Origin of the sequence: Kitasatospora sp. NPDC002965, assembly GCF_040611255.1 — a bacterium.
In the GTDB taxonomy this organism is placed as follows: domain Bacteria; phylum Actinomycetota; class Actinomycetes; order Streptomycetales; family Streptomycetaceae; genus Kitasatospora.
Genome location: NZ_JBEXNT010000033.1, coordinates 14,660 through 41,300 on the forward strand (window position 1 = coordinate 14,660; position 26,641 = coordinate 41,300).

A 26,641-nucleotide genomic window follows, 5' to 3' on the forward strand; every position below is an offset into this window, starting at 1 on the left:
GGTGCGGGACGTTCCGCCGGGCGGGGGCAATTCACCCGAACCGGTGAGGCGAACCGTGTGGAAGAGCGCCGGGGGGAGGCGAGGTGGGCGCAGTGGGGGCGCACGGGAGCATATTCCCGGGCGCGTGGGGGGTGGGGATCGTCACCGTGGGTATCCCGCTGGCGTTGCTGATCGCTAACCTGATGTCAGATTCCTTTGACGGTCGGACAGTCGGCAACAGAGATCAGCAGAAAGCGTCGCCCGCCGGCCGGACCGGAGGGTGTGGGGAGGCGAAGCCAATGGCCGCGAGACCACTTGTCGCACGACAGCCCAACGAGCGTCTGCAGCAGCTGATCCAGGAGGCCAGCTGCTCCAACGCCGGTCTGGCACGGAGAGTCAACCTCTGCGGTGCCGAACACGGCCTGGACCTGCGCTACGACAAGACCTCCGTCGCGCGCTGGCTCCGCGGCCAGCAGCCGCGGGGGCAGGCACCGGCGGTGATCGCCGAGGCGCTCGGCCGCAAGCTGGGGCGGAGCGTGTCGGTCGAGGAGATCGGCATGGCCGACGGCAAGAACCTCAGCTCCGGGATCGGGTTGCAGTTCGCGCCGACGCTGGGTGCCGCACTGGAGCAGGTCTGCGAGCTGTGGCGCAGCGACGTCGGCCGCCGGGACTTCCTGACCGGGGCGACGGTGGCGGCCTCCGCCCTGGTCGAGCCCAGCCGGGACTGGCTGATCACCCCGCCCGACCCGGTGGTGGCGCGGACCGGCGGCACGCGGGTCGGCCCGACCGACGTCGCGGCCATCAAGGCGACCACCGCGATGCTGGTCGACCTGGACCACAGGTTCGGCAGCGGCCACGTCCGCCCGGTGGTGGTGCACTACCTCAACAGCGTGGTCTCCGGCCTGCTCGGCGGTGCCTACCGCGAGGAGACCGGACGCCAACTCTTCGCCGCGGTCGCGCGGTTGACGGAGCTGGCGGGCTACATGGCGGTGGACACCGGCCAGCCCGGCCTGGCCCAGCGCTACTACATCCAGGCGCTGCGGCTGGCGCAGGCCGCCGACGACCGCGGCTACGGCGGGTACGTGCTGGCGGCCTCGATGAGCCACCTGGCGGCGACCCTCGGCAACCCGCGGGAGATCGCCCAGCTCGCCCGCGCCGCGCAGGAGGGCGCCCGTTCGGTGGCCACTCCGACGGCGATGGCGATGTTCCTCGCGGCGGAGGCGCGCGGGCACGCCCTGCTCGGCGACGCCCGGGCCTGCGAGGCGGTGGCCGCCAAGGCGCTGGAGATGATGGAGAAGCGCCGCCCGGAGGACGACCCGGACTGGATCGTCCACTTCGACGACGCCTACCTCGCGGACGAGCTGGCCCACTGCCACCGCGACCTCGAACAGGCAGGCCAGGCCGAGCACTACGCCCGCCGGGCGCTCGACCTGCACCCGCCGACCCGGGTCCGGCGCCGCGCGGTGGACCTGGTCCTGCTGGCGACGGCGCAGCTGCAGCAGCGCGACGTCGAACGGGCCTGCGAGACCGGGGCCCAGGCGGTCCGGCTGCTGAGCGGGCTGCGGTCCAACCGGGGCGTGGAGTACCTGGACGAGTTCCGGCGCAGGCTGGAGCCGTTCCGGGAGCAGCGGGTGGTCCGCGAGTTCCAGGCCCGGGCCGAGGCGGAGGCCGCCTGAGCGGAAGGTCGGCGGGGCGCGTGCAGGGTCGGTGAGGGACGGACCGCCCACGTGGTCGGCCGGTTCGTCGAACCGGTAGCGTGGGCGCGACGTCCAAGGAACTGTGATGCTCCCAAGAACCGACGAGATGTGGTCCGCCGTCAGCGCGCGGTCCTGCACAGGTGAGGAATCGCGTTGAGCCAGCGCCGCTCGTACCCCAACTCGGGTGACTTCAACCTGGACGACCTGTTCCGCCCGGAGCCCGGCCAGCAGCAGGGGCAGCAACAGGGGCAGCAACAGGGCCAGCCGCAGGGCCAACCCCCGGTGCCCCCGGGCCAGCTCGCCGGCCCCCCGCAGGGCCACCCGCAGCCGGGCCGGCCCTCCGGGCAGCCCGAGTACCTCGGCGACAGCGCGTTGCCGACCCAGGCCATCCCCGCGCAGTCGGGCACCTGGGGCGGTGCGCCGCAGCCCGGTTACCCCGGCACGCCGCAGCCCGACCCGGCCCCGGCGACGCAGTACCTGCCGCCGTACCCGACCGGCGGCCCGCCGGCGCCGGGTGGCTACCCGGCCTCCGGGCCCGGCTACGCCCCGCCGGCGCAGGCGTACCCGCACCAGCCCGAGCCGGGCTACCAGGGCTACCCGCCGGCCGCGCAGGACTACCCGGGGCAGGAGTACCGGGAGCACCCGACCCAGGAGACCCCGGGGGACCCGGGCGGCGGCCGTGGCGGGCGTTCGTCCACCAAGCTGATCGTCGGCGCGGTGGTGGCCGGTTGCCTGGCGGCGGCCGTCCTGGTCGCCGTGCTGATGGACAAGGACGAGCCGACCGGCCAGGAGCCGAAGGCCACCCCCGTGGCCACCGGCGGCGCCGCCGCCGGCAGCGCGGGCACCACCCCGACCGCCGGTCCGTCGACGGCCACCGTCAGCCCCGAGGTCAAGGCCCAGGCGCAGGCGCTCTCCGACCTGCTGGGCACCGCCAACGACAGCCGCCAGGCGGTGGTGAGCGCGGTCGCTTCGGTGCAGAAGTGCGAGAAGCTGCCCGAGTCGCAGCAGGCGCTGACGGCCGCCGCCGGCCAGCGGCGGGAGCTGCAGACCAAGCTCGCCGCGCTGAAGACGGACAAGCTGCCCGGTGGTCAGCAGCTGGTCGAGCAGCTCAACGCGGCCTGGCAGGCCTCGGCGGGTGCCGACGACGAGTACGCGGCCTGGGCCGGGGACGCGCAGGGCGGCTGCGAGCCCAAGAAGACCGACAACCAGCACTACAAGAACGCCGTGCAGGCCAGTGGCACCGCCACCACCGCCAAGAAGCAGGCGGCCGGGCTCTGGAACACCGTCGCCGGTCAGACCGGCCTGCCGACCCGCACCGACGGCGACCTCTGAGCCGTCCGCGGCCGGACCGCCCCCGTCGGCCCGCCCCGCGGTGCCCGGGCACGCCGGAGGGCCCGGACCGGGCGGTCCGGGCCCTCCGGGACGGGTTGTGGTCAGGCCGGCGGCTTGCCCCCGGTGAGGACCCAGCGCACGTCCACGAAGCCGGGCCGCTGCAGGGTCATCTGGCCGCCCTTGACCACCTGGTAGGTGACCCAGGTGTTCACCAGCCGGGGGGACTCGGTGCTGGGCAGCATGTTGGTGGTGCCCCAGTTCAGCGGCGGGGTGAGCCCGACGTCGATCTGCTCGCCGCTGTCCAGCAGCGCGGAGACGGCCTTGCTGCCGATCGGCCGGCCGGCCGCGTTCAGCCGCTCGGCGATCTGCTTGAACACCTGGTAGGCGACCCAGGTGGTCTGCACCCCGGGGTCGGCGGCGTCGATGGTCCGGCCGTTGGCGGTGTCGGCCTGGATCACGGCGCGCAGGCCGTCCCAGACCTTGGCCGACTCCGGCGGGTACCAGCCGGTCACGAAGGCGCCGGACAGCGGGCCGGAGTCGCCGCCGGTGGAGTTGACCACCGACTGCTGCACGCTCCCGATCACCGAGGCGATCCGGGTGTTCTTCGGACCGACCCGGCGGTAGGCGTCGAGCAGGTTGCCGGTCGGCTCGGCGCCCAGCGCGCTGGTGACGCAGCTGCCCGGCTGGTCGGTGCCGATCGCCTTGCGAACGGTCGGGCTGTAGTCGTTGGACTTCTCCGGCGCCTTGACGTCCAGCAGCTTGATCCCGGCCGGCTTGAGCGCGTTGCCCAGGTACCCGAGCAGGTTGTCACCGGCCGGGGTGTCCGGACGGATCAGGGCGACCGCCTTGCAGCCGGCCTCCACCAGCTGGCGGCCGCTGCCGCCGATCAGGGCCGGCATGCCGCCGCCCACCGGGTAGGAGAGCGGGCTGCTGAACTCCGGCTGGGAGAGCCCGTAGCCGCCGATCAGCGGGATGCCGGCCCGCTCCAGGGCGGGCATGAAGTCGTCGCCGTACTGGCTGTAGGAGCCGATCACCGCGACCGCCTTGGCGTCCACCGCCTGCTGCGCGCAGGCCTTGGCGCCGTCGGAGGTGTTGTGCTCGTTGCAGGTGATCACACGGAGCCGGCGGCCGTGGAGGCCGCCCTTGAGGTTGATGTCCCGGCCGATCGCCTCGGCCAGGGCGGTCATCCCGGGGCGGTCGGCCGCGCCGGTGTCGGCCGGGGCCCACGTCATCACGGTGAGTTCGCCGCTGCCGGTGGCGGCGTCGGCCGGTCCGCCGCACGCGGAGGCCGAGAAGAGGGTTGGGAGCAGCGCCGCGGTGGTGGCGGCGGCAGCGATCGGGCGCCGGCGGCGCCGTCCCGCGTTCGGGTGCATGTCCTGGGACGAGCCTCGTCGGCCGGTCATCGGTCTTCCCTCCCTGGGCGCCGTACTGCGCACGGGGACCAGCCAAGCCTTGACGCCGCAAGCCGAGAGGGCCGAAAAGCGAACGGACGGGAAACGACAGCAGAACTCGGGGCACGGACGCGTGTAGAGCGGGAGTGGAGTACGAACGGTGGGGGAACGTACGATCGTCGTTCATGTCCGCCAGCACAGATTCTTCGTATCGGTCTGCCCGAAACCCTTCTCGTCCGGGCCACCGCTCCAGCACGATGGGCGGCATGTCGCTCAACGACCTGCCCTGGTGGCGCTGGCGGGCCCGCCTCCGCTCGGCGCTCCACATGCTTTCCGACCCCGGGTTCCAGCAGGACACCTGGCTGACCGGCCGGGAGGGGTACGGCGACGTGACCGACGCCGTCTACCGGCTGGTCGAGGACACCTGGCTGGACCGCTGGTCGGCCGAGAAGTACGTCGGAACGATCTTCCGGGACTCCGCCGAGGCCGCGCTGGTCGACGTGGCGGTGCTGCGGGTGGTGCAGATCCTGCACCAGGTCGGTGCGGACGCCCCGACCTCCGCGTACCTGGCGCACCAGGACTGGCCGGAGGCGGTCCGGGCGGCCCGCGAGGCGCACGTCAGGCTCGCGGCCGGCGACGGCGACGACCCGGACGCCCCGCCGCGTTCGCTGGACGTGCTGCGGATCCTGACCCAGGTCTGAGGCCCGTCCGGGGAGCGGTCCGCGCCCCGTCGGGCCGGGTCCGGGGCCCGTCGCGCAGGCCCGTCTTGGAGTGCGGGCAGCCGGACCGGGCCCGTCCCGGAGTGTGAAACGCTGGACCATTCACACTCGCACGAGCTCAGGACGGGACACCACCACCGTGGAACAGCAGCCGGCCAGCGCCCAGTACGTCCTCACGCTGTCCTGCCCCGACAAGCAGGGCATCGTCCACGCGGTCTCCAGTTACCTCTTCATGACCGGGTGCAACATCATCGACAGCCAGCAGTTCGGTGACGGGGACAGCGGTCTGTTCTTCATGCGGGTGCACTTCTCCGCCGTCGAGCCGGTGACGGCCGACAAGCTCCGGGCCAGTTTCGCCGCGATCGGGGCCTCGTTCGGGATGGACTGGCAGATCCACCCGAGCGAGGACAGGCTCCGGATCGTCCTGATGGTCAGCAAGTTCGGGCACTGCCTCAACGACCTGCTGTTCCGCACCCGGATCGGCGCGCTGCCGGTGGAGATCGCCGCGGTGGTCTCCAACCACACCGACTTCCAGGACCTGACCGAGGGCTACGGCATCCCGTTCCACCACATCCCGGTCACCCGGGACACCAAGGACGACGCCGAGCAGCAGCTGCTGGACCTGGTCGCCAAGGAGAACGTCGAACTGGTCGTGCTCGCCCGCTACATGCAGGTGCTCTCGGACCGCCTCTGCAGGGAGCTCTCCGGCAAGGTGATCAACATCCACCACTCCTTCCTGCCGAGCTTCAAGGGCGCCAAGCCGTACCACCAGGCGCACGCCCGGGGCGTGAAGCTGATCGGCGCCACGGCGCACTACGTGACCGCCGACCTCGACGAGGGCCCGATCATCGAGCAGGAGGTGGCCCGGGTGACCCACGACGTCACCCCGGACCAGCTGGTCGCGCTCGGCCGGGACGTCGAGTGCCAGGCGCTGGCCCGAGCGGTGAAGTGGCACAGCGAGCGCCGGGTGCTGCTGAACGGGACTCGCACCGTCGTCTTCACCTGATCCTCCGGGGTACCGGCCCCCGGCGGTCCGGTACCGCCGGGGCCGTTCGCGGTCAGGGCCGCGAGAGCAGCGGCGTCGCGCGCAGCACCTCACGGATCGCGGCCCGGTCGCCGTGCTCGCCGACCGGTACCCGGTCCGGGTCGCGGTGCGCGGCGGCCAGCTGGCAGAACTCCAGCCCGTCCAGCACCAGGGCGGCCACCGGCTCGCCCCCGGGCGGACCGGACTCCGGTCCGTCCAGCGGTATCAGCCACTCGCCGGCGGCCGGGCCGTCGATCACCAGCCTGACCCGTCGTCCGGTCCGCTCGTCGCCGGTCCGGCCCTCCGCCCGGCTCTCGGGCGCTCCCGCGGGCGCCCCGGCGTGCTCGGGGCGGGCCGTGCGCTGCCCGGCCAGGGCGAACGGCAGCATCCGGACGGCCAGGTCGATCATCTGCCGCAGGTGCTGCGGGGCCGGCGGGTCGTACGGGTAGGCGACCGCCCGGGCCACGTCCTCGCCGTGCACGTAGCACTCGAAGGCCCGGTCGACGAAGGCGTCCCGCAGCGGGACGGTCGCGAAGCCGAAGTCGACCGGGGTGTTGCCCTGCGGGGCGAGCGCGGCGGAGCGGACCAGCTCGTGGCAGTGCCGGCGCCACCTGGCGCGCACCCGCTGCGGCGGCTGCCCGGCCTGCTCGGCGGTCAGCCGGGCGGTCCGCTCGGTGATCCCGGCCCAGCGCGGGACGCCCTGCGGCGGCACCCGGGGGAGCGGCGGGACGGCCTCCTGCGGCGGCACCCGCCGGGCGACGGCCGGTGCGACGCCGCCCGGGACGGGGTCGGGCAGGCCGAGGGCGACGGCCAGGTAGCCGTCCACGGCGGCGAGGTGGCAGAGCACCTCGGCCGGCCGCAGGTACTCGGTGCCGCCGTGCCACGGGAGTTCGGCCACCTCCTGCCACTCCTCCGGGCCGAGGTCGCGGAGCAGCGCGTCGAGCTTGGCGGTCTCGGCCGTGTAGGGCGCGCCCCAGGCCGGGACGGGCAGGTCGGCCGGGCGGCGGGCGAGGCACCAGTCGAGCACCTGCTGGCGCAGCGGGCCGGGCTGGTCGAGGGGCTCCTCCACGCCGAGCCAGCCGGCCGCCTCGCGCAGCCGGGCCGCCTCCGCGGCGCACCCCGGGCAGGCCCGCAGGTGCTCTTCCAGTTCGGCGGCCTCGCGGTGCGGGACGGCGCCGAGGGCCCAGGCACCGAGCAGGGAGCGCAGGGCCTCGTGTCGGTCGTCGGCGATCGTCACGCCTCCCCGCCCTCCTTCCGCTGCCCGTTGCCGCAGTCCCGGCCGTCCGTGCCGCCATGGTCCCCCGGCGCCGGGGTGCGCCGGTGGCGGGAGCGTTCCTCTTCGAGTTCGGTGGCCAGGAGCTCCAGACCGAGCCGCATCCGCTGTTTGGCGGTCTGTTCGCTGATGCCGAGCCGGTGGGCGGTCTCCTGGTAGGTGCGGCCGTCGTAGTAGGACTCGGCGATGGTCTCACGCAGGGGCTGCGGCAGGGAGGCGACCACGTACTGGACGCGGGCGGCGGTGGCCACCGTCCGGATCTCCTCCTCGGCTGCGCCGTCCTCACCGGCTGCGGCCGGTCCGGCCTCGGCGGCGCGGCGGGCCCGCAGCCGGTCCACGGCGCGGCGGTGGGTGAGTGCGCCGAGCCAGGAGCGGAGCGAGCCGCGGGCCGGGTCGAAGGCCTCGGGGTGCTCCCAGACGTGGGCGAATATCTCCCGCGTGAGCTGGGCGGCGGCCGTCTGGTCGGCGAGTATCCGGCCGGCCAACCCGTGCACCATCGGCGCGAGTTGGTCGTACAGCTCGCCGAGTGCGGTCTCCTCGCCGCGGGCCAGCCGCCGCTGGAGCTGTTCGTCCCAACGAGGGGCGCCGTCGGTGGTGGCCATCGGTCACCACCCCTCCTGCCGTGCGGACCGTTGACGTGCCCCACGGTATCCCGCGCCGTTCGGGCGGTGGAGGGATTCGGTGAAGAACGGAGGAGCCGGTTTCGGATGGTCGGATCGTGGGATCTGCCGTCGATCCGGCTGTCGCGCCGGGCCTGTTCGAAGGTGGCTGGACATATGTTGCACGGGTGGTTCGCGAGTGGCGGGAGCGGCGGCGGGGGCGGGCGGCGGTAGGTTCACCACTGCATCCTCGGCCGGTCGGCCCGGGCCGGGCGATCGCCGGTCCGAGGCTCGCCAGAGTGAGCGGGACAGTATGCCCTGCCCTGTCCCCCGATCGCTGGAATATGCCCGAAGCGCTTGCTGCGGCCGGTCCGCCGAATCATCCTGAGGCGTGTTCGTGTCGCGGCCGGTGCGCGACGGACGAGGTGACGCGGGTGCGTCGTACCGGGTGTGACGTGCGGCGGCCCGACGGGCGGCGGCCGACCCGGGGGACGGCGACCCGATGGGCGGCCCGGTGTGTGCCCGGGCAGGCCGGGTGATCAGGCCAGGCCGGGACGATGGCCGAACTGCGAGTGCAGGTGGTGGAGCAGTGCAGGTTCTACAGGTACAGCTGGCGGTGCAGGCGGACCCCGCCGAGGTCGGCCGGGCCCGCCGGTGGGTGCGCTCACGGCTGCTCAACCACGGTGTGGACCCGGACGCGCCCATCGCCGAGACGGTCGTGCTGGTGGTCTCCGAGCTGGTGACCAACGCGGTGGTGCACACCGGCTGCCCGGCCGTGCTGAGACTCTGCTTCCCGATCGGCGAGGGCCCGGCCGAGGCCGCACCGGCCGCCGGGGTGCGTGAGACGGCGACGGTCGGCCCGCTGCGGGTCGAGGTCGCCGACGCCAGCCAGGCCGCCCCCGCCCCCCGGCACGCCGGGCCGGACGTGGACGCCACCAACGGCCGCGGCCTGGAGCTGGTCGAGCTGCTCTGCGACCGCTGGGGCTGGTACCCGGACGGGGCCGGCAAGCGGGTCTGGTGCGAGATCAGCCCGGACGCCCGGCCGACGGACCCGCTGGCCGTCGTGGACTGGGCCGCCCTGGTCCAGTAGTGACGGGTGCTCACCCGGCACCCGGCACCCGGCACCCGGCACCCGGCACCCGGCACCCGGCGCCGTGCACGGCTGCCGAGCCCCGGCGGAGGGGCCGAACCGCGCCGGCGCACGGCCGAGGCGTGCCCGACGGAGCGTCCGAACGGGGCGTGCGGCGGCCCGGTGATCGTCGGGCCGAAAGCTGACGCAACCATTCCGAATTTCGGACAACCCATTGACGTGACGTATCCGACTGATCACGCTTGGGTGCAGCTCTTCGTTGCGAGGGGACGCCGAGGGAACACCCGAACGCCGCTGCGGTGCTGCTGTCCAGGGGGATCACGTCAGCAGGGGGGCCGCGGTCTGTCGTCGTGTGCTGGCTCCTTGGCGAGTGCGGAGGGTGCGGCGCGGGTTCAGGGCCCGTGCGTCGAGGTTGGATGGCGGCCGGCCGTGCCGTGCTCGGGGTGCGTGCGGCCCGCCGTCATCCGATCTGCCCGTGGGGGCGGTTGTTTTCGGCCACCGGGGTCGCCGGCCGAACGACCGGTTCCGGTCGGCCGGTTCCTGCCCCTCACTGGCCCGATTCCGACGAAATTCGGCAGTCCCGCCCCTCGTCGCCCGCCGGCCCCTTCGGGAGACTCTGGCGGGTGAACGAACCGCACGCCCCCGCCCGCCCCACCGCCCCCGGTTCCGCCCGGGTGCTCCCCGCCGCCCGTGCGCCCCGGGTGCACTACGCCTGGGTGGTGGCCGCCGTCTCGCTGGTGGTGCTGCTCGGCTCGGCCGGATTCCGCTCCACGCCCAGCCTGATGATGGATGCGCTGCACCACGAGTTCGGCTGGTCGACGGGCACGATATCCAGCGCCACCTCGGTCAACCTCACCCTCTACGGACTCACCGCCCCCTTCGCCGCCGCGCTGATGGACCGGTTCGGCGTGCGGTTGGTGGTGGTCTGCGCGCTGCTGACCATCTCGGTCGGCGCCGGTCTGACCATGCTGATGCGCGAGCCCTGGCAACTGGTGCTCTGCTGGGGAGTGCTGGTGGGTCTCGGCAGCGGCTCGATGGCCGGCGCGTTCGCCACCACGATCACCGGCCGCTGGTTCCAGGCCCGGCAGGGGCTGGTCACCGGGGTGCTGACGGCCGCCGGAGCGGCGGGCAACCTGGTCTTCCTGCCGGTCGGCGCCTGGCTGGTCGAGCAGCACGGCTGGCGTTCGGCCGTCGTGGTGGTCTCGCTGGCGGCGACCGCCGTCGCCGTCCCGGTGCTGCTCCTGATGCGTGAGCGGCCCGCCGACCTGGGCCTGCTCCCGTACGGCGCGACCGAGGAGCCCCCCGCCCCGGCGGCCGACGGGCGGGCGCTGGCCCGTTCGCTGAGGGTGCTCCGCACGGCGTCCCGGAGCCGGGCGTTCTGGCTGCTGGCCTCCTCCTTCGCGATCTGCGGCGCGACCACCGCCGGCCTGGTCGGCACCCACTTCATCCCGGCCGCCCACGACCACGGGCTGCCGGTCACCACGGCGGCGAGCCTGCTGGCGCTGATCGGCGTCTTCGACGTGGTCGGCACCGTCGCCAGCGGCTGGTTCACCGACCGCTTCGACGCCGGCCGGCTGCTGGTCGTCTACTACGCGCTGCGCGGGCTCTCGCTGCTCCTGCTGCCGCAGCTGTTCGCGGGTACGCCGGAGCCGCCGATCCTGGCCTTCGTGATCTTCTACGGGCTGGACTGGGTGGCCACCGTGCCGCCGACCGTCGCGCTCTGCCGTCACCACTTCGGCGCCGACGCACCGATCGTGTTCGGCTGGGTGCTGGCCTGCCACCAGATCGGCGCGGCCGTGGTCGCCGGGCTGGCCGGGCTCTCCAGGGACGCGTTCGGCGACTACGACCTCGCCTGGTACGCGGCCGGGGGACTCTGCGCGATCGCCGTCGTCCTCTGCCTGGCGCTCCGGGAGGCCCGGCCGGAGCGGATCGACCCGGCGCTGTCGTGAGGGGCCCTTCGTGAGCACGGCCCACCCTGAGAGCGGCCCCCCGTGAGGGCGGACTGCCGGGGGTTGCCGGGGGCTGCCGGGGTGTCCTCCCGGAGGGTGGCGGCCTGTCGCCGGGGTCATGTCGTAAGGGGCGACTAGGCTTCGCACCCATGACGCTCATCTTCACCCTCGACCCCGACCTCGACCCCGGTCTGCGCGGCGAGATCACCCGGCTGTGGACCGAGGCCAGCAACGCCGGCGGCGCGGTGGGCTTCGTGCCCCCGGTCACCGAGGACGAGGTCTGGGTCACCGCCGAGAAGCAGTTCGCCGGAATCGCGCCGGCCGGGCCGGACCGGCTGCTGGTGGCCCGGGAGGCCGGGACGGGACGGCTGGCCGGTCTGCTGGTCTTCGAGTCGATGCGCTTCGAACTGATGGAGCACTGGCGGGTGCTCTCCCGGGTGATGGTGCACCCCGAGCTCCAGGGGCGCGGCTACGGCGCGGTGCTGATGGCCGAGGCCGAACGGATCGCCCGGGAGTGGGGCCTGGCAGGTCTGCGGCTCCACCTGCGCGGCGGGCTCGGCCTGGAGTCGTTCTACGGGCGCAGCGGCTACACCGAGGCCGGCCGGGTCCCGGGTGCCGTCCGGATCGCGCCCGGTGACGACCGCGACGAGGTCACCATGTGGCTCGACCTGCGCTGACCGCACCCCCGGCGGAGCGCCGTCCGCCCGGGGACGGCGGACCCGTTCCCCGGCGGGCCGCCCGGGCATGCTTCACTGGGAGACCGGCCAGCCCCCGCGCAGAGAAGGACGTGTCCCCGGTGAGCAGCACTGTGAGCAAGAAGTCGCACGCCACACTCCGCTACACCTCCATGCGGGTCTCCATCTTCCTCGGCTGCCTGCTGGTCGCCCTGCTGCTGGGGCACTTCCAGGTGATCCCGGTCAAGGGCCAGTCCGGCACGGTCTTCCTGTTCCTGCTGGCCGCCCTCGTCTCGGCGCCGCTCAGCTACGTGCTGCTGCACAGGCAGCGCGACGACATGTCGGCCGAGATCTCCGGCCGGGTGGACGGCATCCGGACGCGGACGGCGCAGAAGATCGCCGCCCAGAACGCCGAGGAGGACGCGGCCGACGACGCCGCCCGCTCGGCGGCGGCCACGTCCGCCCGGACCGCCGCCGCGCCGAACTGACCAGCGCCGCCGACGTGCCCCGCTCCGGTCCCGCCACGCCCGGCGCCGTCCCCGACGACGCCGGGCCCGGTGACGTCGTACCGCCGGGGACGCCGGCCGGTGCGACGGGTCCGCCCGGTGCCGCCGGTGCCGGGTCCCCGGAGCACGCGGTCGAGGGCGACGGGCCCGCGGCCGGTACCTGGCCGGCCCCCGTCCGGCGGCCCACCGGCCGGGACGTGGCCCGGCTCGCCGGGGTCTCCCAGGCCACCGTCTCGCTGGTGTTCTCCGGCTCGGAGGCGGGCCGCCGGGTCTCCGACGCCACCCGGGAACGGGTCCGCGAGGCCGCGCGCGGGCTCGGCTACCGCCCGCAGGCGGCCGGCCGGCAGCTGCGCCTCGGCCGCAGCGGCATGATCCTGCTGGCCGTGCCGAACATCCTCGGCCCGTTCTTCGGCCGGGTGCTGGAGGGCGTCCACGAGGAGGCGGGCAAGCACGGCCTGGCCGTCGTGGTCAGCTCCGGCTGGGGGAGCGCGACCCTCGCCGAGGCCGCCACCACCAGCCGGTTCGACGGCCTGCTGATCTGCTCCCCGGACGACAGCCAGCTCGGCGAACTGCCCGCCGACACCCCCGCGGTCTTCCTGGACGCCGACCCGGGCACCGACCGCGCCCGCCCGACGGTCGAGCTGGACGTGGCCGGCGGCATGCGCGCCGCCGTCGAGCACCTGGCGGCACTGGGCCACCGCCGGATCGGCCGGCTCCGCTCCACCCACTCCGCCTACACCTTCCGGGTCCGCCAGGCCGCCTTCGAGGAGGCCGTCCGGTCGCTCGGCCTGGACGTGCTCGAACTGGGCGTCAGCCTGAACGAGGGTCAGTCCGCCGCGCGCGTCGCCGCCCACCGGCTGCTGGAGCACCCGGCCCGCCCGCGGGCGGTGATCTGCGACGACGACGTGGTCGCCTCGGGCGTCTACCAGGCCGCCGCCGAACTCGGCCTGCGGGTGCCCGCCGACCTCTCGGTGGTCGGTATCGACAACGTCCCGGTGGCCGCGCTGCTCGCCCCGCCGCTCACCACCGTCGACCTGCCGGGCGAGGAACTGGGCCGGGCCGGTGTCGCGGCGCTCGCCCGGCTGCTCCGCGGCGAGCCGGTGGCGCCGGTGGCGCCGCTCGCCACCTCGCTGGTGCTGCGGTCCTCCACCGCTCCGGGGCGGACGGACTGACCGTCCGTTCCGGTCGGTGGACCGCTCGGCCGGGCTGGGCCCGACGGGTGAAATATCGTCATACCGACTCGCGCCGACGCCGTGGCCGGATGGGCGGGCGATGAGATTCCGATATGTGGACGTTTCGACCTAAACCCTCACGCCTGCCACTCCTGGCCGCATCCCTGGGCCTGATCGGTGGCACCCTGCTGACCGGCACCCTGACCGCCCCGCCCGCCGAGGCCGCCGTCACCTTCACGAAGTCGGTGGACAAGCCCAACCCGGTACCCGGCGAGAACGTCACCTACACACTGCGCTACACCTGCTCGGTCAGCGACTGCGTCAACGGGCAGATCGTCGACACGCTCCCGGCCGGGATGGAGTTCGTCGGCTGGACCCCGGACGCCTCCACCGTCGACGTCCCCAACTCCACCGTCCCGGCGCCCGGCGCCGTGGGCGGCACCCTCACGGCCAGACTGCAGGACCTCACCCCGGGGACCACCGCCACCATCAACGTGGTCCTGAGGTACCCCAACTTCACCACCGCCAACGGCACCCAGAGCACCAACTCGGCCACCCTCACCGCCGACGGGGAGCAGCCGCAGACCGGTACGGCCGGCACCACCGCCGTGGTCCAGCCCAGCTACACCACCACCAAGGGTGTCCAGGGCAGCAGCCAGGACGGTCGCTCGGTCACCTACCAGTTCAGCGCCTGCTCGACCGCCAACGTGCCCAACGTCGACCTGGACGGCAGCCGGCTGGTCGACACCCTGCCGCCCGGTGCGGTGGTGGACACCGGCCGCTCCCCGGGCTGGGTCAACGACCCGGCGGGCTCCACCACCTGGGTGTACGACATCGGCGCCTTCCGGGCCGGCAACGGCCAGGCCGGCTGCCGCATCCCCGGCGTCCTGGTGGTCAACTACCCCGACCCGACGTTCCCCAGCGGCACCACCTCCACCAACACCGTGACGCTCCAGGGCGACCCGCTCGGCCCCGAACCGCAGCGGGACCTCTCCACCGCCACCGCCGACACCCCGGTCTTCCAACCGCCCGTCACCGGCATCCAGGTCGGCGCCTCCAAGGTGTGGCAGGCGACCTCCGTCTCCGGCGACCTCACCTCCTTCAGCCTGCGCCCCAGCAACGTCGCCGGTCCGATCACCGGCCTGGTGGTGACCGACCCGGGCACCGGCACCACCGCCAACCTGTACAACTGGCTGATCCCGCAGTCCATCCAGCTGGAGGCGTGGAACCCCACCTCGATCGGTCTCGCCCTGGAGTACCGGCTGGACGGCGACCCCGCCTGGCAGACCTTCACCCCGGGCACCCCGCTGAACGGGTCCGGCACCCGCCGGATCACCTTCGCCACGGGCGCCGGCGACCCGGCCAACGACGTGCTCGGCATCCCGGCCGGCCGCTACCTCGACGGCCTGCGGTTCACCTGGACCGGCCCGATCCCGACCGGCTGGAGCCCCGGCAACTCCGTCCAGCTGCTCGCCCAGACCATCACCCCCGGCCACGACGGGCGCCCCGCGCCCGTCCCGCTGCGCAACTGCGTCGACGTGGTCGGCACCGACGCGGCCGGCGACACCTCGGCCGCCAACGCCTGCGCCGACTCCACCGTCACCGCCGCCACCAACCTGGGTGCCGCCAAGACCACCGTGGCCGGCGCCGTGCTCTCCCCCGGCGGGGTGGCCACCTTCCAGATCACCCCGTACAACCGGACCGGCCGCACCCTCGACCGTCCGCTCGTCCTCTACGACCTGCTGCCGCCCGGCATGGTCTACGTCGAGGGCAGCGCGCGCCCTGACCCCGCCTACGCGGAGTCGGTCCCCCCGGAGTCCGTCGCGGTGCTGCCCGGCCCCGACGGGCGGCAGCTGCTCAAGCTGACCTGGCCGGCCGGAAGCCCCGACATGATGTACCTGAACGACCACCGGGCCTACCGGACCCTGATCGACGTCCAGGTGGCCGGCAGCGCCCGCCCCGGCACCCTGACCAACGACGTGTACGTCACCACCGAGGGCAGCGGCCCCCCGGTCGCCTGCTTCTACTTCGGCAGTGACAGCGGGGTGCCGGATGCCCAGGACCTCGACAAGGACGGCGACGCCACCGAGACCCTGTGCCACGCCTCCTCGCAGGTCGAGGTGCAGGTACCGGCCGTGCTGCGGTCCTACAAGGAGGTCAGGGGCGACCTCGACCCCGACTACACCACCACCGGAACCACCCGGCCCGGCGGCGGCATCTCCTACCGGCTGACCGTCCGCAACGACTCCGCCGACCCGGTCACCGAGTTCGTCGCGTACGACAAGCTGCCCACCCCCGGCGACGGGTACGTGCTGCGGCCGGACACCCCGCGCAGCTCGGCCTGGACGCCCTCCCTGGTGGAGCCGCTGACCTCCAGCGACCCGACCGTGGTGATCGAGTACACCACCTCGCCCGACCCCTGCCTGCCCGCCGACTTCGCGGTGCCCGGCCCGTGCGACGCCGGCGCGCAGTGGAGCACGGCCTTCCCCGGCCCCGGCACCGCCACCTGGTTCCGGGTGGCCCGCCCCGGCACGCTCGCCCCCGGCGCACTGTTCACCCTGACCTGGCCCATGGTCGCCTCGTTCGACGCGGGTGCGGACGAGTTCGCCTGGAACAGCTTCGCCTACTCCGCCACCGACGCCTCCGGCCGTCCGTTCCTGCCCGCCGAACCGGCCAAGGTCGGGGTCGGCGTCGAGCAGGCCGTCCCGCCGGCCAACGCGCTCGGCGACTTCGTCTGGAACGACCTCAACGGCGACGGCATCCAGCAGCCCGGTGAACCCGGCGTCCCCGGCGTCCGGGTCGAGCTGCTGGACGGCGAGGGCCGGGCGGTCCGGGACAAGAGCGGCCGGCCGGTCGCGGCGGTCACGGACGCGAGCGGGCACTACCTGTTCGAGCAGTTGCCGGACGGGGTGTACGCGGCGCGGTTCGACCTGACCACGCTGCCCGAGGGGGCCACGGTGACCCGGCGGGCCGCCGGGGCGGACCGGGAGCTGGACTCGGACGCGGACCCGACGACCGGAGTGACCCAGACGGTCACGCTGGCCGGCGGGACGCGGGACCTCGGCCTGGACCTGGGACTGGTGCTTCCCACACCGTCGCCCTCGCCCTCGCCCTCGCCGTCCCCGTCCCCGACCGTCTCGCCGTCGCCGACCGCCTCCCCGTCTCCGACGGTCTCCCCGTCCCCGACGGTCTCCCCGTCCCCGACGGTGTCGCCCACCTCGTCGACGTCCACGGCCGTTCCCTCGCCGTCGCCGACGGTCGAGCCCTCGTCGCCGACGCACTCGCCGACGCACCGGCCCACGACCCACCACCCCACGACCCACCACCCGAAGCCGACGCACTCGTCCGGCCACGGCGGTGAGCTGCCCGACACCGGCGGCGGACCGGGCACCCTGATCGGCATCCTCGCGGCCGCCGTGCTCGGTACCGGCCTGCTGCTCGCCCTGATCGTCTGGGGAGGCCGAGGCCGCCACAGCTGAGGTACCGGCCAGGAGAAAGTGACTGCGCCCGTCGGCCAGACCACCGGCCCGACGGGCGCAGCCACGTCTTCGGGGCGGGCTCAGCCCACCGGCACCGGCACCGGTCCGGCGTCGGCGGGCGCGCCGGAGCCCGCCGGGCCGGCGGCGGGGACGACCCGGAACCAGCGGCGGGCGCCGAACAGCAGCAGCCCGCCCAGGCCGATGCCGCCCGCCGCGCAGAGCGCCACCGAGCGCAGCGATCCCTCGGCGAGGTGGCCCGAGACCGCGTAGCCGAGCGAGTTGCCGGTCGCGAAGAGCGTGACCAGCCAGGCGAAGGCCTCGGTCACGGTGCCGACCGGGGCAAGCTCGGCGACCAGGACGAACGCCGCCGCCAGCAGCGGGGCGAGGGCGATCCCGGAGACGAACGCCAGTCCGGCCATCGCGGCCGGTCCCGGAACCAGGAGCAGCGGCAGGTAGGAGGCGGCCATGCCGAGCGCCATCAGCCCGGTGCGGGTGGCGGTGGAGCTGCGCCACTTCACGGCGCCGTAGGCGAGCGCCCCGAGCAGCCCGCCGAGCGCGGCCAGCGCCAGCAGGGTGCCCGCGCCGCCCGGGAGCCCGTCCGTCCGCTCGTGGGCCTCCGCGTAGGCGATGAACAGCACGTTCTGCGCACCGACCGCCCAGCCGGCGCCGGCCAGGCCGACCAGCAGCAGCACCAGTCCGGGGGAGCGGAGCGGTCCGAGCAGGCCCGCCGAGTGCTCGCGCGGCGGCGCCTGCCAGGCCCGGGCCGGTGCGGTGGTGGCCACGATCAGGGCCCCGGCCAGCCCCAGCCCGGCCGCCACCCAGAGTGCCGCGACCGGGCTGACCGCACCGGCGATCCCGGCCACCGCGAGCGGACCGGCGACGTAGAGGATCTGCTGGGCGGCGGAGTCGAACGCGTAAGCGGTGTCGAGCTGTTCGTCCTCGACGACGTCCGGCCAGAGCGAGCGGAGGCAGGGTTCGAGCGGCGGCATGGCCAGGCCGGCGATCGCGGCGCCGACCGGCGCGGCCAGGGCCGATCCGGGAGCCAGCGCGAGCAGGGTGTACCCGCCGCCGGCGACCACGGCGGAGAGGAGCAGGACGCGGGGCTGCCCCGTCCGGTCCACGATCCGGCCGAGCACCGGTCCGCCGACCGCCGCCGCGATCGCGTACGCGGCGGTGGCCAGGCCGATCCGGCTGTACGGCGCGCCGGCCTCGCGCAGGGCGAGCGCGATCACCAGGGCGGTCATGCCGGCCGGGAGGCGGCCGAGCAGGGTGCCGAGGAGCAGGCGGCCGACGTGCGGGGCGCGGAGCAGGGCGAGGTAGCCCATGGGCGGGGTTCTCCGGTCTGGGCGGTGGGCGTGGAGGGGGCGCCATCCAAGTTATACGTATAACCGGCAGGCGGTCAATCGGGGCGGGCGGTCGATCTGATGGGGCGTCAGCTTCGTTCGTGTCCGGACTCCGACCGGGCTGCGAGTGGGCGCATGTCCGGAACTCAAACAACTACTTTGAACATCTCAAACCTTTACTGCTAACGTATCGGCCATGACCACCTCAGACGCACTCCGGATGCACGGCCTGGGCTCGCAGCCCGGCGCCGCCCGCGGGTGCCGTCTGCCCGGTGCTGTGGACAGCCCGCGCCGTTGTCGCGCGATGAGCTGTATTCCGGCGGCACGCCCCTGACCGGGGCCGGTCCTCCTCCCCCGGCCCCCGCCGTGTCGCCTTCCCCGCCCCGCCTCACCGTCAGCAACGCCTCCCCCGGAGCCGCACCGTCATGTCCACAGCGCCCGAGGCGACCTCGTCGCCGTCCGTGCTCGCCAGAATCCGCAAGACCCCCTTCTGGGTCCAGATCGTCGCCGGCCTCGTGCTCGGCATCGGGCTCGGTTACCTGGCCCGCGCGGCCGACATCTCCTGGCTGGCCACCACCCTGGAGACGATCGGCAAGATCTTCGTCCAGCTGCTGAAGCTCGCCGTCCCCCCGCTGGTCTTCACCGCGATCCTGGTGAGCGTCGCCAACCTGCGCAACGTGACCAACGCGGCCCGCCTGGCCGTCCGCACGCTGCTCTGGTTCCTGATCACCTCGCTGATCGCGGTGGCCATCGGCCTCGGCCTCGGCCTGCTGACCAACCCGGGCGAGGGCACCGACCTCAAGACCGAGGGCCTCAAGGCGCCGAAGTCCACCGGCAGCTGGATCGACTTCCTGACCGGGATCTTCCCGACCAACATCGTCACCGCGTTCACCGAGGTCGAGGTCCTGCAGATCGTCTTCCTGGCGGTCGTGGCCGGCGCGGCGATCCTCAAGCTCGGCGCGAAGGCCGAGCCGGTCCTCAAGCTCAGCGAGTCCGTCCTGGAGCTGATCCAGACCGCCCTGTGGTGGGTCATCCGGCTCTCGCCGCTCGGCACCCTCGGCCTCATCGGCAAGTCCGTCGCCAAGTACGGCTGGGACCTGCTGAAGCCCTTCACCGTCCTGACCGTCGACATCTACGTCGGTTGCGCGCTGGTGCTGTTCGTCGTCTACTCCCTGCTGCTGAAGTTCGCCGCCGGCCTCAACCCGCTGAACTTCTTCAAGGGTGCCTGGCCCGCCATCCAGCTGGCCTTCGTCTCCCGCTCCTCGGTCGGCACCCTGCCGGTCACCCGTCGCGTCACCGAGCGCCTCGGCGTGCCGAGCGAGTACGCCTCGTTCGCGGTGCCGTTCGGTGCCACCACGAAGATGGACGGCTGCGCCGCGATCTACCCGTCGCTGGCCGCGATCTTCGTCGCCCAGGTCTACGGCATCGACCTCGGCATCAAGGACTACCTGCTGATCGCCTTCGTCTCGGTCATCGGCTCGGCCGCCACGGCCGGTCTCACCGGCGCGATCGTGATGCTGACCCTGACCCTCTCCACCCTGGGCCTGCCCCTGGAGGGCGTCGGCCTGCTGCTGGCGATCGACCCGATCCTCGACATGATCCGCACCGCGACCAACGTCGCCGGCCAGGCTCTCGTGCCGATCGTGGTCGCCGCCCGGGAGAAGACCCTCGACCTGGTGGCCTACAACAACCCCACCGGCGACCTCTACGCGGACGCCCCGGCGGCCGTCGTCCCGGCGCAGTCCGGCCCGAAGGCCGCGGCCACGGCCTGACCGGTTCCACGCAGGGCCCCCTCCCCGCGGGGGAGGGGGCCCTGCGCATGCCCGCGGAGGGGGTGCGGCACAGCCCCCGGCGCCGGAAAAGGCAGGGGGCCCACCGAAAACGGCGGGCCCCCTTGGGTGTTGCTCTCTTGTGCTCTGGTGACGGCCGGCGGCCGTCGGCGGACCCGAGGGGTCCCGAGCGATCAGAACATCGTGAGGATGGTCAGATAAGGGTGACGTTCTCCGCCTGCGGGCCCTTCGGGCCCTGAGTGACGTCGAAGCTGACCGCCTGGTTCTCCTCCAGCGAGCGGAAACCGCTCGCGTTGATGGCGGAGTAGTGGACGAAGACGTCGGGGCCGCCGCCCTCCTGGGCGATGAAGCCGAAGCCCTTCTCAGCGTTGAACCACTTGACGGTTCCCTGAGCCATGCCGTTCTCCTTGCGAGGGACGTGTCGGGGACCACACCGTGTGGCACCCGGTCCGCTGCGCTGATCGCCCTGCCTCCGGACGGGTCCGGAGTTTTTCGATATTGCTGAAAAACTACAAAAAGCCTGCGGTTACATGCTCCGCAGGCTTCAAGTACTGCAAGGGGAATCAAACTGCAACTGAGGGCAACGCTAGCATGCGGCTGCTGTGACGACCAGGGGTGACTTGCAGGCCGGACCGCACGTGTCGAAAGCCCGGATCAGCGGTGTCCGCCGGGCTGTTGGGCCCGTCGCGCACGGCCCGTCGGGCCCGGTGGACGCGGCCCGTCGCGGCAGCGGACGCGGAGCGGGCCGGCACGCCGTGCGCGCGTGTCGGAAGGCCGGTGCCGGGCTTCCGGAACCTCGGGCATACCCTGCGGGGAGGCGCACGAACAGCAAGGGAGCGGCGCAGTGGCACCACCGGATGCGGAAACACGGGATCCCGAGGGGCACCCCCCGGTCCGGCCTCGGGTCGGGCACATCCAGTTCCTGAACTGCGTACCCCTCTACTGGGGACTGGCCAGGACCGGGAACCTGCTCGACCTCGACCTCACCAAGGACACCCCGGAGAAGCTCAGCGACCAACTGGTCCGCGGTTCGCTCGACATCGGGCCGATCACCTGCGTGGAGTACCTCCGGCACGCGGACGAACTGCTGGTGATGCCCGACATCGCGGTCGGCAGCGACGGCCCCGTGATGTCCTGCGTGATCGTCAGCAAGGTGCCGCTGGCCGACCTGGACGGCCGGCGGGTCGCCCTCGGCTCCACCAGCCGGACCTCGGTACGGCTCGCCCGGCTGCTGCTGGAGGAGCGCGAGGGCGTGCGCCCGGAGTACTTCAGCTGCCCGCCCGACCTGGACGCCATGCTCGCCGAGGCCGACGCGGCCGTCCTGATCGGCGACCCGGCGCTGCGCGCCTACCTCGGTCAGGCGGCCGCGCAGGGCCTGGCCGTGCACGACCTCGGCGAGATGTGGAAGGAGTGGACCGGACTGCCGTTCGTCTTCGCGGTCTGGGCCGCCCGCCGCGACTTCGCGGAGCGCCGGCCCGAGCTGACCGCGGCGGTGCACCGGGCCTTCCTGGAGTCCCGGGACCTCTCCCTGGTGGAGGCCCGCGAGGTCGCCGCGCACGCGGCCCGCTGGGAGACGTTCGACGCCGGTGTGCTGGAGCGGTACTTCAGCGAGGCGCTGGACTTCTCGCTCGGCGAGCGGCAGCTGGCCGGACTGGCCGAGTTCGCCCGCCGGGTCGCGTCCGACAGCGGTTTCGCGCCGGACGTGGCGGTCCGGCTGCTGGAACCGGCGCCCGTCGTGGCCTGACCGCCGGTCTCCTCGCCCGCGCCCCGGATCGTGGCCCGGGTTGTGGCCCTCCACTGCCCCGCCGCCCGGTAGCGTCTGCACCCGGTATCCGTGTCCCGGAGGCGGGGCCATGCGGCGAGGGGAGCGTGCGGGGGATGCAGGCACTGGGATCGGACGATCCGCGCCGGGTGGGCGCCTACCGGCTGCTGCGCCGGCTCGGTGCGGGCGGCATGGGCCGGGTCTACCTCGGCCGGACCGCGGGCGGCCGCACGGTGGCGGTCAAGGTGGTCCGCGGCGAACTGGCCGAGGACGCCGAGTTCCGCGCCCGGTTCCGGCAGGAGGTGGACGCCGCCCGACGGGTCGGCGGCTCCTGGACGGCACCGGTCCTGGACGCGGACACCGAGGGCGAACGCCCCTGGGTGGCCACCGGCTACATCGCCGGCCCCGCGCTCGGCGCCGCCGTCACGGAGCACGGGCCGCTGCCCGAGCCGGCGGTCCGGACCCTCGGGGCCGGCCTCGCCGAGGCGCTCGACCACGTCCACGGCCTCGGGCTGGTCCACCGCGACGTCAAACCGTCCAACGTGCTGCTGACCCTGGACGGTCCGCGGCTGATCGACTTCGGCATCGCCCGCGCGCTGGACGCCGCCAGCGGGCTCACCCAGTCCGGCTACGTGGTCGGCTCACCCGGCTTCATGTCCCCCGAGCAGGCGAACGGGCAGCTCGCCGGACCGCCCAGCGACGTCTTCTCGCTGGGCGCCGTGCTCGGCTACGCCGCGACCGGGGTGCACCCCTTCGGCGAGGGCGTGAGCGCCGCCGTCCTCCTCTACCGGGTGGTGCACGAGGAACCGGACCTCTCCGGGCTGACCGACGGTTCGTTGCGCTCGGCCGTGCTCGCCTGCCTGGCCAAGGACCCGGCGGCCCGCCCGACCCCGCGCGAGCTGCGCGCCTGGCTGGACCCGGACGGCTCGGCCGCCGCCCGGCTGGGGCGGGGCGGCTGGCTGCCGGCGGCGCTGGCGGCGGCGGTCGGGCGGAGCGCGGTGCAACTGCTGGACCTGGAGGCCGAGGTCTCCTCGGTGGGAGCGGGCCCGCCGTTTCCGGGGGCGCCGGGAGCGGACCGGACGCCGACCTACGTCCCCGGCGCGGGGGCAGACGTGCGCGGCGGGCCGGGTACGGGGGGGACCCCGGCGGTCGGGGCCGCCTCCCGGCGCCGGTACGGGCCCTGGCTCCTGGCGGGTGCGCTGCTGCTGGCGGCGGGGGCCGGCTACGGCGCCTACCGGGTGTGGGGGCCGGAGGACCCGCCCGCCGTGGCCACCGCGACGGGGACGGGCTCGCCGAGCGCCCCGGCCACCGGGGGCGCCACCCGGCCGCCGCCGTCGACCGCGACCGGCGGGCCGTCCGGCGGGTCGTCGCCGTCGGGAGGGCCCTCGGGCGGGACGGCGACCGGGGGGACGCCGTCCGGTGGGGCCTCCGGGACCGGCGCCCCGACGACCGGGCCGAGCGTCGTCCCGGAACGCTTCCTCGGCACCTGGCGCGGGGAGATGAACACCCAGAAGGGGGTGCCCGCCGGCACCACCACCCTGGTCGTCGGAAAGGCGGCGCTCGGTCAGGAGGCCACCACCAGCCGCAACGAGCTCAGCGGGCTGCTCTCGGTGAGCTGCGAGGGCGCCTGGACGCTCACCTCGGCCGAACCGGAGAAGCTGGTGTTCACCTCCCGGCTGGTCCGCTCCTCACTGCCCGGGGCCTGCACCGGCGGCTCGTACTCCGAGACGCTCACCCTGCAGAAGGACGGCGCGATCCTCTTCACCTCGGCCGACCCGAAGGCCGGGAACCCGTCCGGGACGCTACGGCGGGCGGGCTGACGCGGGGCGGCGGAGGCGCTGGCGTAGGCTGAACCGGATGCGGCCCGGGGGTCCGACCTGGCGGTTCGATCCGCCGGCACGACCCCGGGGCGCAACCCGGAACCGTGCCCGTCCGGCAGGGCCCGCCAGACCAGCAGTACCCGAGAGAGAGAAGGCCGTCAGGTGTCCGAGCTCGCAGCGACCACCCTCGATGCGCCCAGCACCGACCTGCAGGCCGTGCTCGACCGGGCGGCCGGCGGCGGCCGGATCAGCCCGGAGGAGGCGCTGGAGCTCTACCGCTCGGCCCCGCTGCACGCGCTCGGCTCGGCGGCCGACGCGGTGCGCCGCCGGCGCTACGCCGGTACCGAGCACATCGCGACGTACATCATCGAGCGCAACATCAACTACACCAACGTCTGCGTGACGGCGTGCAAGTTCTGCGCCTTCTACGTGGCGCCGAAGAGCACCAAGGGCTGGTCCCGCGACCTCGACGAGATCCTGCGCCGCTGCGCGGAGACGGTCGAGCTGGGCGGCACCCAGATCATGTTCCAGGGCGGCCACCACCCGGACTACGGCGTGGAGTACTACGAGCGCGCCTTCTCGGCGATCAAGGCGGACTTCCCGCAGCTGGTGATCCACTCGCTGGGCGCGTCCGAGGTCGAGCACATGGCCCGGATCTCGGGCGTCTCGATCGAGGAGGCCATCACCCGGATCCACAAGGCGGGCCTCGACTCCTTCGCCGGTGCCGGCGCCGAGCTGCTGCCGGAGCGTCCGCGCAAGGCGATCGCCCCGCTCAAGGAGTCCGGCGAGCGCTGGCTGGAGATCATGGAGACCGCCCACGGCCTGGGCGTCGAGTCCACCTCCACCATGCTGATGGGCACCGGCGAGACCAACGCCGAGCGGATCGAGCACCTGCGGATGATCCGCGAGGTGCAGGACCGCACCGGCGGGTTCCGCGCCTTCATCCCGTACACCTACCAGCCGCAGAACAACCACCTGAAGGGGTCGACCCAGGCGACCGTCTTCGAGTACCTGCGGATGATCGCCATCGCCCGCCTCTTCCTGGACAACATCGCCCACATCCAGGGCTCCTGGCTGACCACCGGCAAGGAGGCCGGCCAGCTGTCGCTCCACTACGGCGCGGACGACCTGGGTTCGGTGATGCTGGAGGAGAACGTCGTCTCGGCGGCCGGCGCCAAGCACCGCTCCAACCTCACCGAGCTGATCCACCTGATCCGGGCGGCGGACCGCGTCCCCGCGCAGCGCTCGACCACCTACGAGCACCTGCGGGTGCTGGACGACCCGGCCGACGACCCGGTCGACCCGCGGGTCGCCTCGCACATCGCCTCCACCGCGATCGAGGGCGGCACGGCGCACCCCGAGCTGAAGATCCTCGACAACGGCTGAGCGCCTCCACTGCCGTGCTGACCCTGCACCGGGCGGCCCGTGTGCTGCCCGACCCGGCCGATCCCACCGCCCCGTCCTACGCCGACGGGGCGGTGCTCGTGCGTGGCGAGCTGATCGCCGCCGTCGGCCCGTACGACGGACTGGCGGCGGAGCACCCGGCGGCCCGGGTGCGGGACTGGGGCGACGGACTGCTCACCCCCGGTCTCCGCAACCCGTACGGGCGCTGGCTGCTGGAGCGTGCGTACCATCCGGACCCGCGTGAGGGGATCGGGGACGAGCCGGTGCCCGGAGGGCCGGAGGGGCTCGGGGGACCGGCCGACGAGGCGCGGTGCGGCGCGAGCGCCCGGCGCGGGCTCCAGCGGATGCTCGGGTTCGGGGTGACCGCGGTGGCCGGGCCGTTCGAACGCGCCTCGGTGCGGACGGCGGTGGCCCGGTCGGGGCTGGGCGCGCCGGGCGGTGCGGGGGCCGAGGAGGGTCCGCTGGACCCGCTCGCGGTGCTCCCGTTCGTCGAGGCCGTGCACGGCCGCCTGGGGGTCGGGGGCCGGGCCGACTTCGCCGTGTTCGCACCCGGTGCGGACGGGCCGCGGGCCGGGGGCTGCCTGGCCACGGTGCTGGCCGGTCGACTGGTGTTCCGCCGGCGGTGAGCTGTCCGCCGCGACCCGGCTCCGGGGACCGGCACGGGGTGGACGCCCGGATGCTACTCGTTGGTAGTCATACCGTCATACTGCTGTTTTCCGCTTCCCGGTGATCCCCCCTTGTGTCGCAGGGGAGTTGCTTCGTGTGCCGTCGAACTGCACCCCCGGCGAGGGTGTCTGATTCCCCCTTCGCCGTGACCTGAGGGCCCGCCAGCGGATAGCATCCCGCTCAGCTCAGTCCGTACCCTCACCACACTCCGCCCGTGCCCTCGGGCGGCGGGGCCCCGTCCCAGGCCCCGAACGCAAGCCAGGACAGGAACCATGCGATCCGCGACCGTCCCCCCGCCGCGCACCCCGCGGTTGGGCCGTGTTTGGTACCTCACCGCCGTGCTCAGCGCCGTACTGGCCGTCGGCATGTGCCTGCTGGGCTGGCGTCAGGCCGAGCAGGCCGACCGGATCGGCGCGCACCCGGTGACGGTCGAGGGCACGGTCACCCAGCTCCCCGCCGGCGGCGGCTCCTACAGCACCGTCAGCTACCGGGCCGTCGGCCAGCAGCACACCGCGGCGGCGCTGCCGCTCGCCGACGGCGTGAAGGTCGGTGACACGGTCTGCCTGGAGCACGCGGCCGACGACGCGGGCGCGGTCCGGGTCTGCGGCGACACCTACCCGCAACCGGTCGGCGTCGGGCTGGCCCGGTTCAGCGTGCCGGTGGCGGTGGTGCTCTTCGCCGTCTGCATGCTGAGGATCCGCAGGCACCGGCGCGACCTCGCCGTCCGGAGCGGGCAGAACCGGATCGCCACCACGGTGGCCATGGCGACCGGCGCGCTGGCCGAGGGGATGCCGGCGATAACCCACGGCAAGCGCTCGCGCCGCAAGCGCCGCTCCGGCGGGCGGCGCGGCCTGCACTGACGCTCCGCCCGCGCCGGGGTGAGGGCGTGTCGGGCGAGGACCGTGCCGGACCGCGACGACGCAGGCCCCGTCCGGCCGCGGCCCGGCCGCACCGTCCGGATCGCGCCGGACG

The 26,641-nt window shown here is 74.0% G+C and carries 21 protein-coding genes; 16 read left to right on the plus strand and 5 right to left on the minus strand.

Annotated elements, in window-relative coordinates:
- The first annotated feature begins 278 nt into the window (after positions 1-278).
- On the plus strand, positions 279-1,655 hold the full coding sequence (locus ABZY91_RS15835; RefSeq protein ID WP_329952955.1) for a transcriptional regulator: 1,377 nt from the start codon (positions 279-281) through the stop codon (positions 1,653-1,655).
- Positions 1,656-1,829: 174 nt separating this feature from the next.
- Positions 1,830-3,008, plus strand: coding sequence for a hypothetical protein (locus ABZY91_RS15840; protein ID WP_355402810.1), 1,179 nt, complete (start codon positions 1,830-1,832; stop codon positions 3,006-3,008).
- Between the two features lie 101 nt (positions 3,009-3,109).
- On the opposite strand, the gene ABZY91_RS15845 is transcribed toward ABZY91_RS15840, so the two are convergent.
- Positions 3,110-4,411, minus strand: coding sequence for an ABC transporter substrate-binding protein (locus ABZY91_RS15845; RefSeq protein WP_355402812.1), 1,302 nt, complete (start codon positions 4,409-4,411; stop codon positions 3,110-3,112).
- Between the two features lie 173 nt (positions 4,412-4,584).
- Here ABZY91_RS15845 and ABZY91_RS15850 point away from each other — a divergent pair, with 173 nt between their 5' ends.
- Both ABZY91_RS15850 and purU read left to right on the plus strand, forming a co-directional pair.
- Positions 4,585-5,100, plus strand: coding sequence for a hypothetical protein (locus ABZY91_RS15850; protein ID WP_329883271.1), 516 nt, complete (start codon positions 4,585-4,587; stop codon positions 5,098-5,100).
- 157 nt (positions 5,101-5,257) lie between these two features.
- Positions 5,258-6,124: a formyltetrahydrofolate deformylase gene (gene purU / locus ABZY91_RS15855; protein WP_355402814.1), complete on the plus strand. Its 867-nt coding sequence runs from the start codon at positions 5,258-5,260 to the stop codon at positions 6,122-6,124.
- A gap of 52 nt (positions 6,125-6,176) precedes the next feature.
- On the opposite strand, the gene ABZY91_RS15860 is transcribed toward purU, so the two are convergent.
- Together ABZY91_RS15860 and ABZY91_RS15865 are read right to left on the minus strand one after the other, a co-directional pair.
- Complete coding sequence (locus ABZY91_RS15860) at positions 6,177-7,379, minus strand: zf-HC2 domain-containing protein (RefSeq protein WP_355402816.1); 1,203 nt, start codon at positions 7,377-7,379, stop codon at positions 6,177-6,179.
- The gene (locus tag ABZY91_RS15865) at positions 7,376-8,017 is read right to left on the minus strand and encodes a sigma-70 family RNA polymerase sigma factor (protein WP_329952959.1); all 642 of its coding nucleotides are present in this window, start codon (positions 8,015-8,017) and stop codon (positions 7,376-7,378) included. The genes ABZY91_RS15860 and ABZY91_RS15865 overlap by 4 nt, the downstream gene beginning before the upstream one ends.
- 586 nt (positions 8,018-8,603) lie before the next feature.
- On the opposite strand from ABZY91_RS15865, the gene ABZY91_RS15870 reads away from it, so the two are divergent.
- From ABZY91_RS15870 to ABZY91_RS15895, 6 genes are all read left to right on the plus strand, one after another.
- Entirely contained in the window at positions 8,604-9,104 is a 501-nt protein-coding gene (locus tag ABZY91_RS15870; protein WP_355402818.1) for an ATP-binding protein, read from the plus strand.
- 674 nt (positions 9,105-9,778) lie between these two features.
- Positions 9,779-11,053 carry an MFS transporter gene (locus ABZY91_RS15875; RefSeq protein WP_355402854.1) on the plus strand — a complete coding sequence of 425 codons (1,275 nt, stop codon included), beginning with the start codon at positions 9,779-9,781 and terminating at the stop codon, positions 11,051-11,053.
- A 149-nt stretch (positions 11,054-11,202) separates the two neighbouring features.
- Entirely contained in the window at positions 11,203-11,730 is a 528-nt protein-coding gene (locus ABZY91_RS15880; protein ID WP_355402820.1) for a GNAT family N-acetyltransferase, read from the plus strand.
- A 119-nt stretch (positions 11,731-11,849) separates the two neighbouring features.
- Positions 11,850-12,215, plus strand: coding sequence for a DUF4229 domain-containing protein (locus tag ABZY91_RS15885; RefSeq protein ID WP_329883277.1), 366 nt, complete (start codon positions 11,850-11,852; stop codon positions 12,213-12,215).
- A gap of 14 nt (positions 12,216-12,229) precedes the next feature.
- Positions 12,230-13,405: a LacI family DNA-binding transcriptional regulator gene (locus ABZY91_RS15890; protein ID WP_355402822.1), complete on the plus strand. Its 1,176-nt coding sequence runs from the start codon at positions 12,230-12,232 to the stop codon at positions 13,403-13,405.
- Positions 13,406-13,518: 113 nt separating this feature from the next.
- Positions 13,519-16,884 carry an SdrD B-like domain-containing protein gene (locus ABZY91_RS15895; protein WP_355402824.1) on the plus strand — a complete coding sequence of 1,122 codons (3,366 nt, stop codon included), beginning with the start codon at positions 13,519-13,521 and terminating at the stop codon, positions 16,882-16,884.
- Positions 16,885-16,964: 80 nt separating this feature from the next.
- On the opposite strand, the gene ABZY91_RS15900 is transcribed toward ABZY91_RS15895, so the two are convergent.
- The gene (locus ABZY91_RS15900; RefSeq protein WP_329952963.1) at positions 16,965-18,209 is read right to left on the minus strand and encodes an MFS transporter; all 1,245 of its coding nucleotides are present in this window, start codon (positions 18,207-18,209) and stop codon (positions 16,965-16,967) included.
- A gap of 443 nt (positions 18,210-18,652) precedes the next feature.
- Here ABZY91_RS15900 and ABZY91_RS15905 point away from each other — a divergent pair, with 443 nt between their 5' ends.
- Positions 18,653-19,999, plus strand: a complete 1,347-nt coding sequence (locus tag ABZY91_RS15905; RefSeq protein WP_329883281.1) for a dicarboxylate/amino acid:cation symporter — start codon at positions 18,653-18,655, stop codon at positions 19,997-19,999.
- 211 nt (positions 20,000-20,210) lie between these two features.
- On the opposite strand, the gene ABZY91_RS15910 is transcribed toward ABZY91_RS15905, so the two are convergent.
- On the minus strand, positions 20,211-20,414 hold the full coding sequence (locus ABZY91_RS15910) for a cold-shock protein (protein WP_329883282.1): 204 nt from the start codon (positions 20,412-20,414) through the stop codon (positions 20,211-20,213).
- A gap of 447 nt (positions 20,415-20,861) precedes the next feature.
- Between ABZY91_RS15910 and ABZY91_RS15915 the strand changes: the two genes are divergently transcribed.
- From ABZY91_RS15915 to ABZY91_RS15935, 5 genes are all read left to right on the plus strand, one after another.
- Positions 20,862-21,761, plus strand: a complete 900-nt coding sequence (locus ABZY91_RS15915) for a menaquinone biosynthesis protein (protein ID WP_329883283.1) — start codon at positions 20,862-20,864, stop codon at positions 21,759-21,761.
- Between the two features lie 134 nt (positions 21,762-21,895).
- Positions 21,896-23,599, plus strand: coding sequence for a serine/threonine-protein kinase (locus ABZY91_RS15920; RefSeq protein ID WP_355402827.1), 1,704 nt, complete (start codon positions 21,896-21,898; stop codon positions 23,597-23,599).
- A gap of 162 nt (positions 23,600-23,761) precedes the next feature.
- Complete coding sequence (gene mqnC, locus ABZY91_RS15925; protein WP_355402829.1) at positions 23,762-24,985, plus strand: cyclic dehypoxanthinyl futalosine synthase; 1,224 nt, start codon at positions 23,762-23,764, stop codon at positions 24,983-24,985.
- Between the two features lie 23 nt (positions 24,986-25,008).
- A complete protein-coding gene (locus tag ABZY91_RS15930) occupies positions 25,009-25,629 on the plus strand; it encodes a hypothetical protein (protein ID WP_355402856.1) in 621 nt (206 codons plus the stop codon).
- Between the two features lie 378 nt (positions 25,630-26,007).
- Positions 26,008-26,529: a hypothetical protein gene (locus ABZY91_RS15935; RefSeq protein ID WP_355402831.1), complete on the plus strand. Its 522-nt coding sequence runs from the start codon at positions 26,008-26,010 to the stop codon at positions 26,527-26,529.
- The last annotated feature ends 112 nt before the right edge of the window (positions 26,530-26,641 follow it).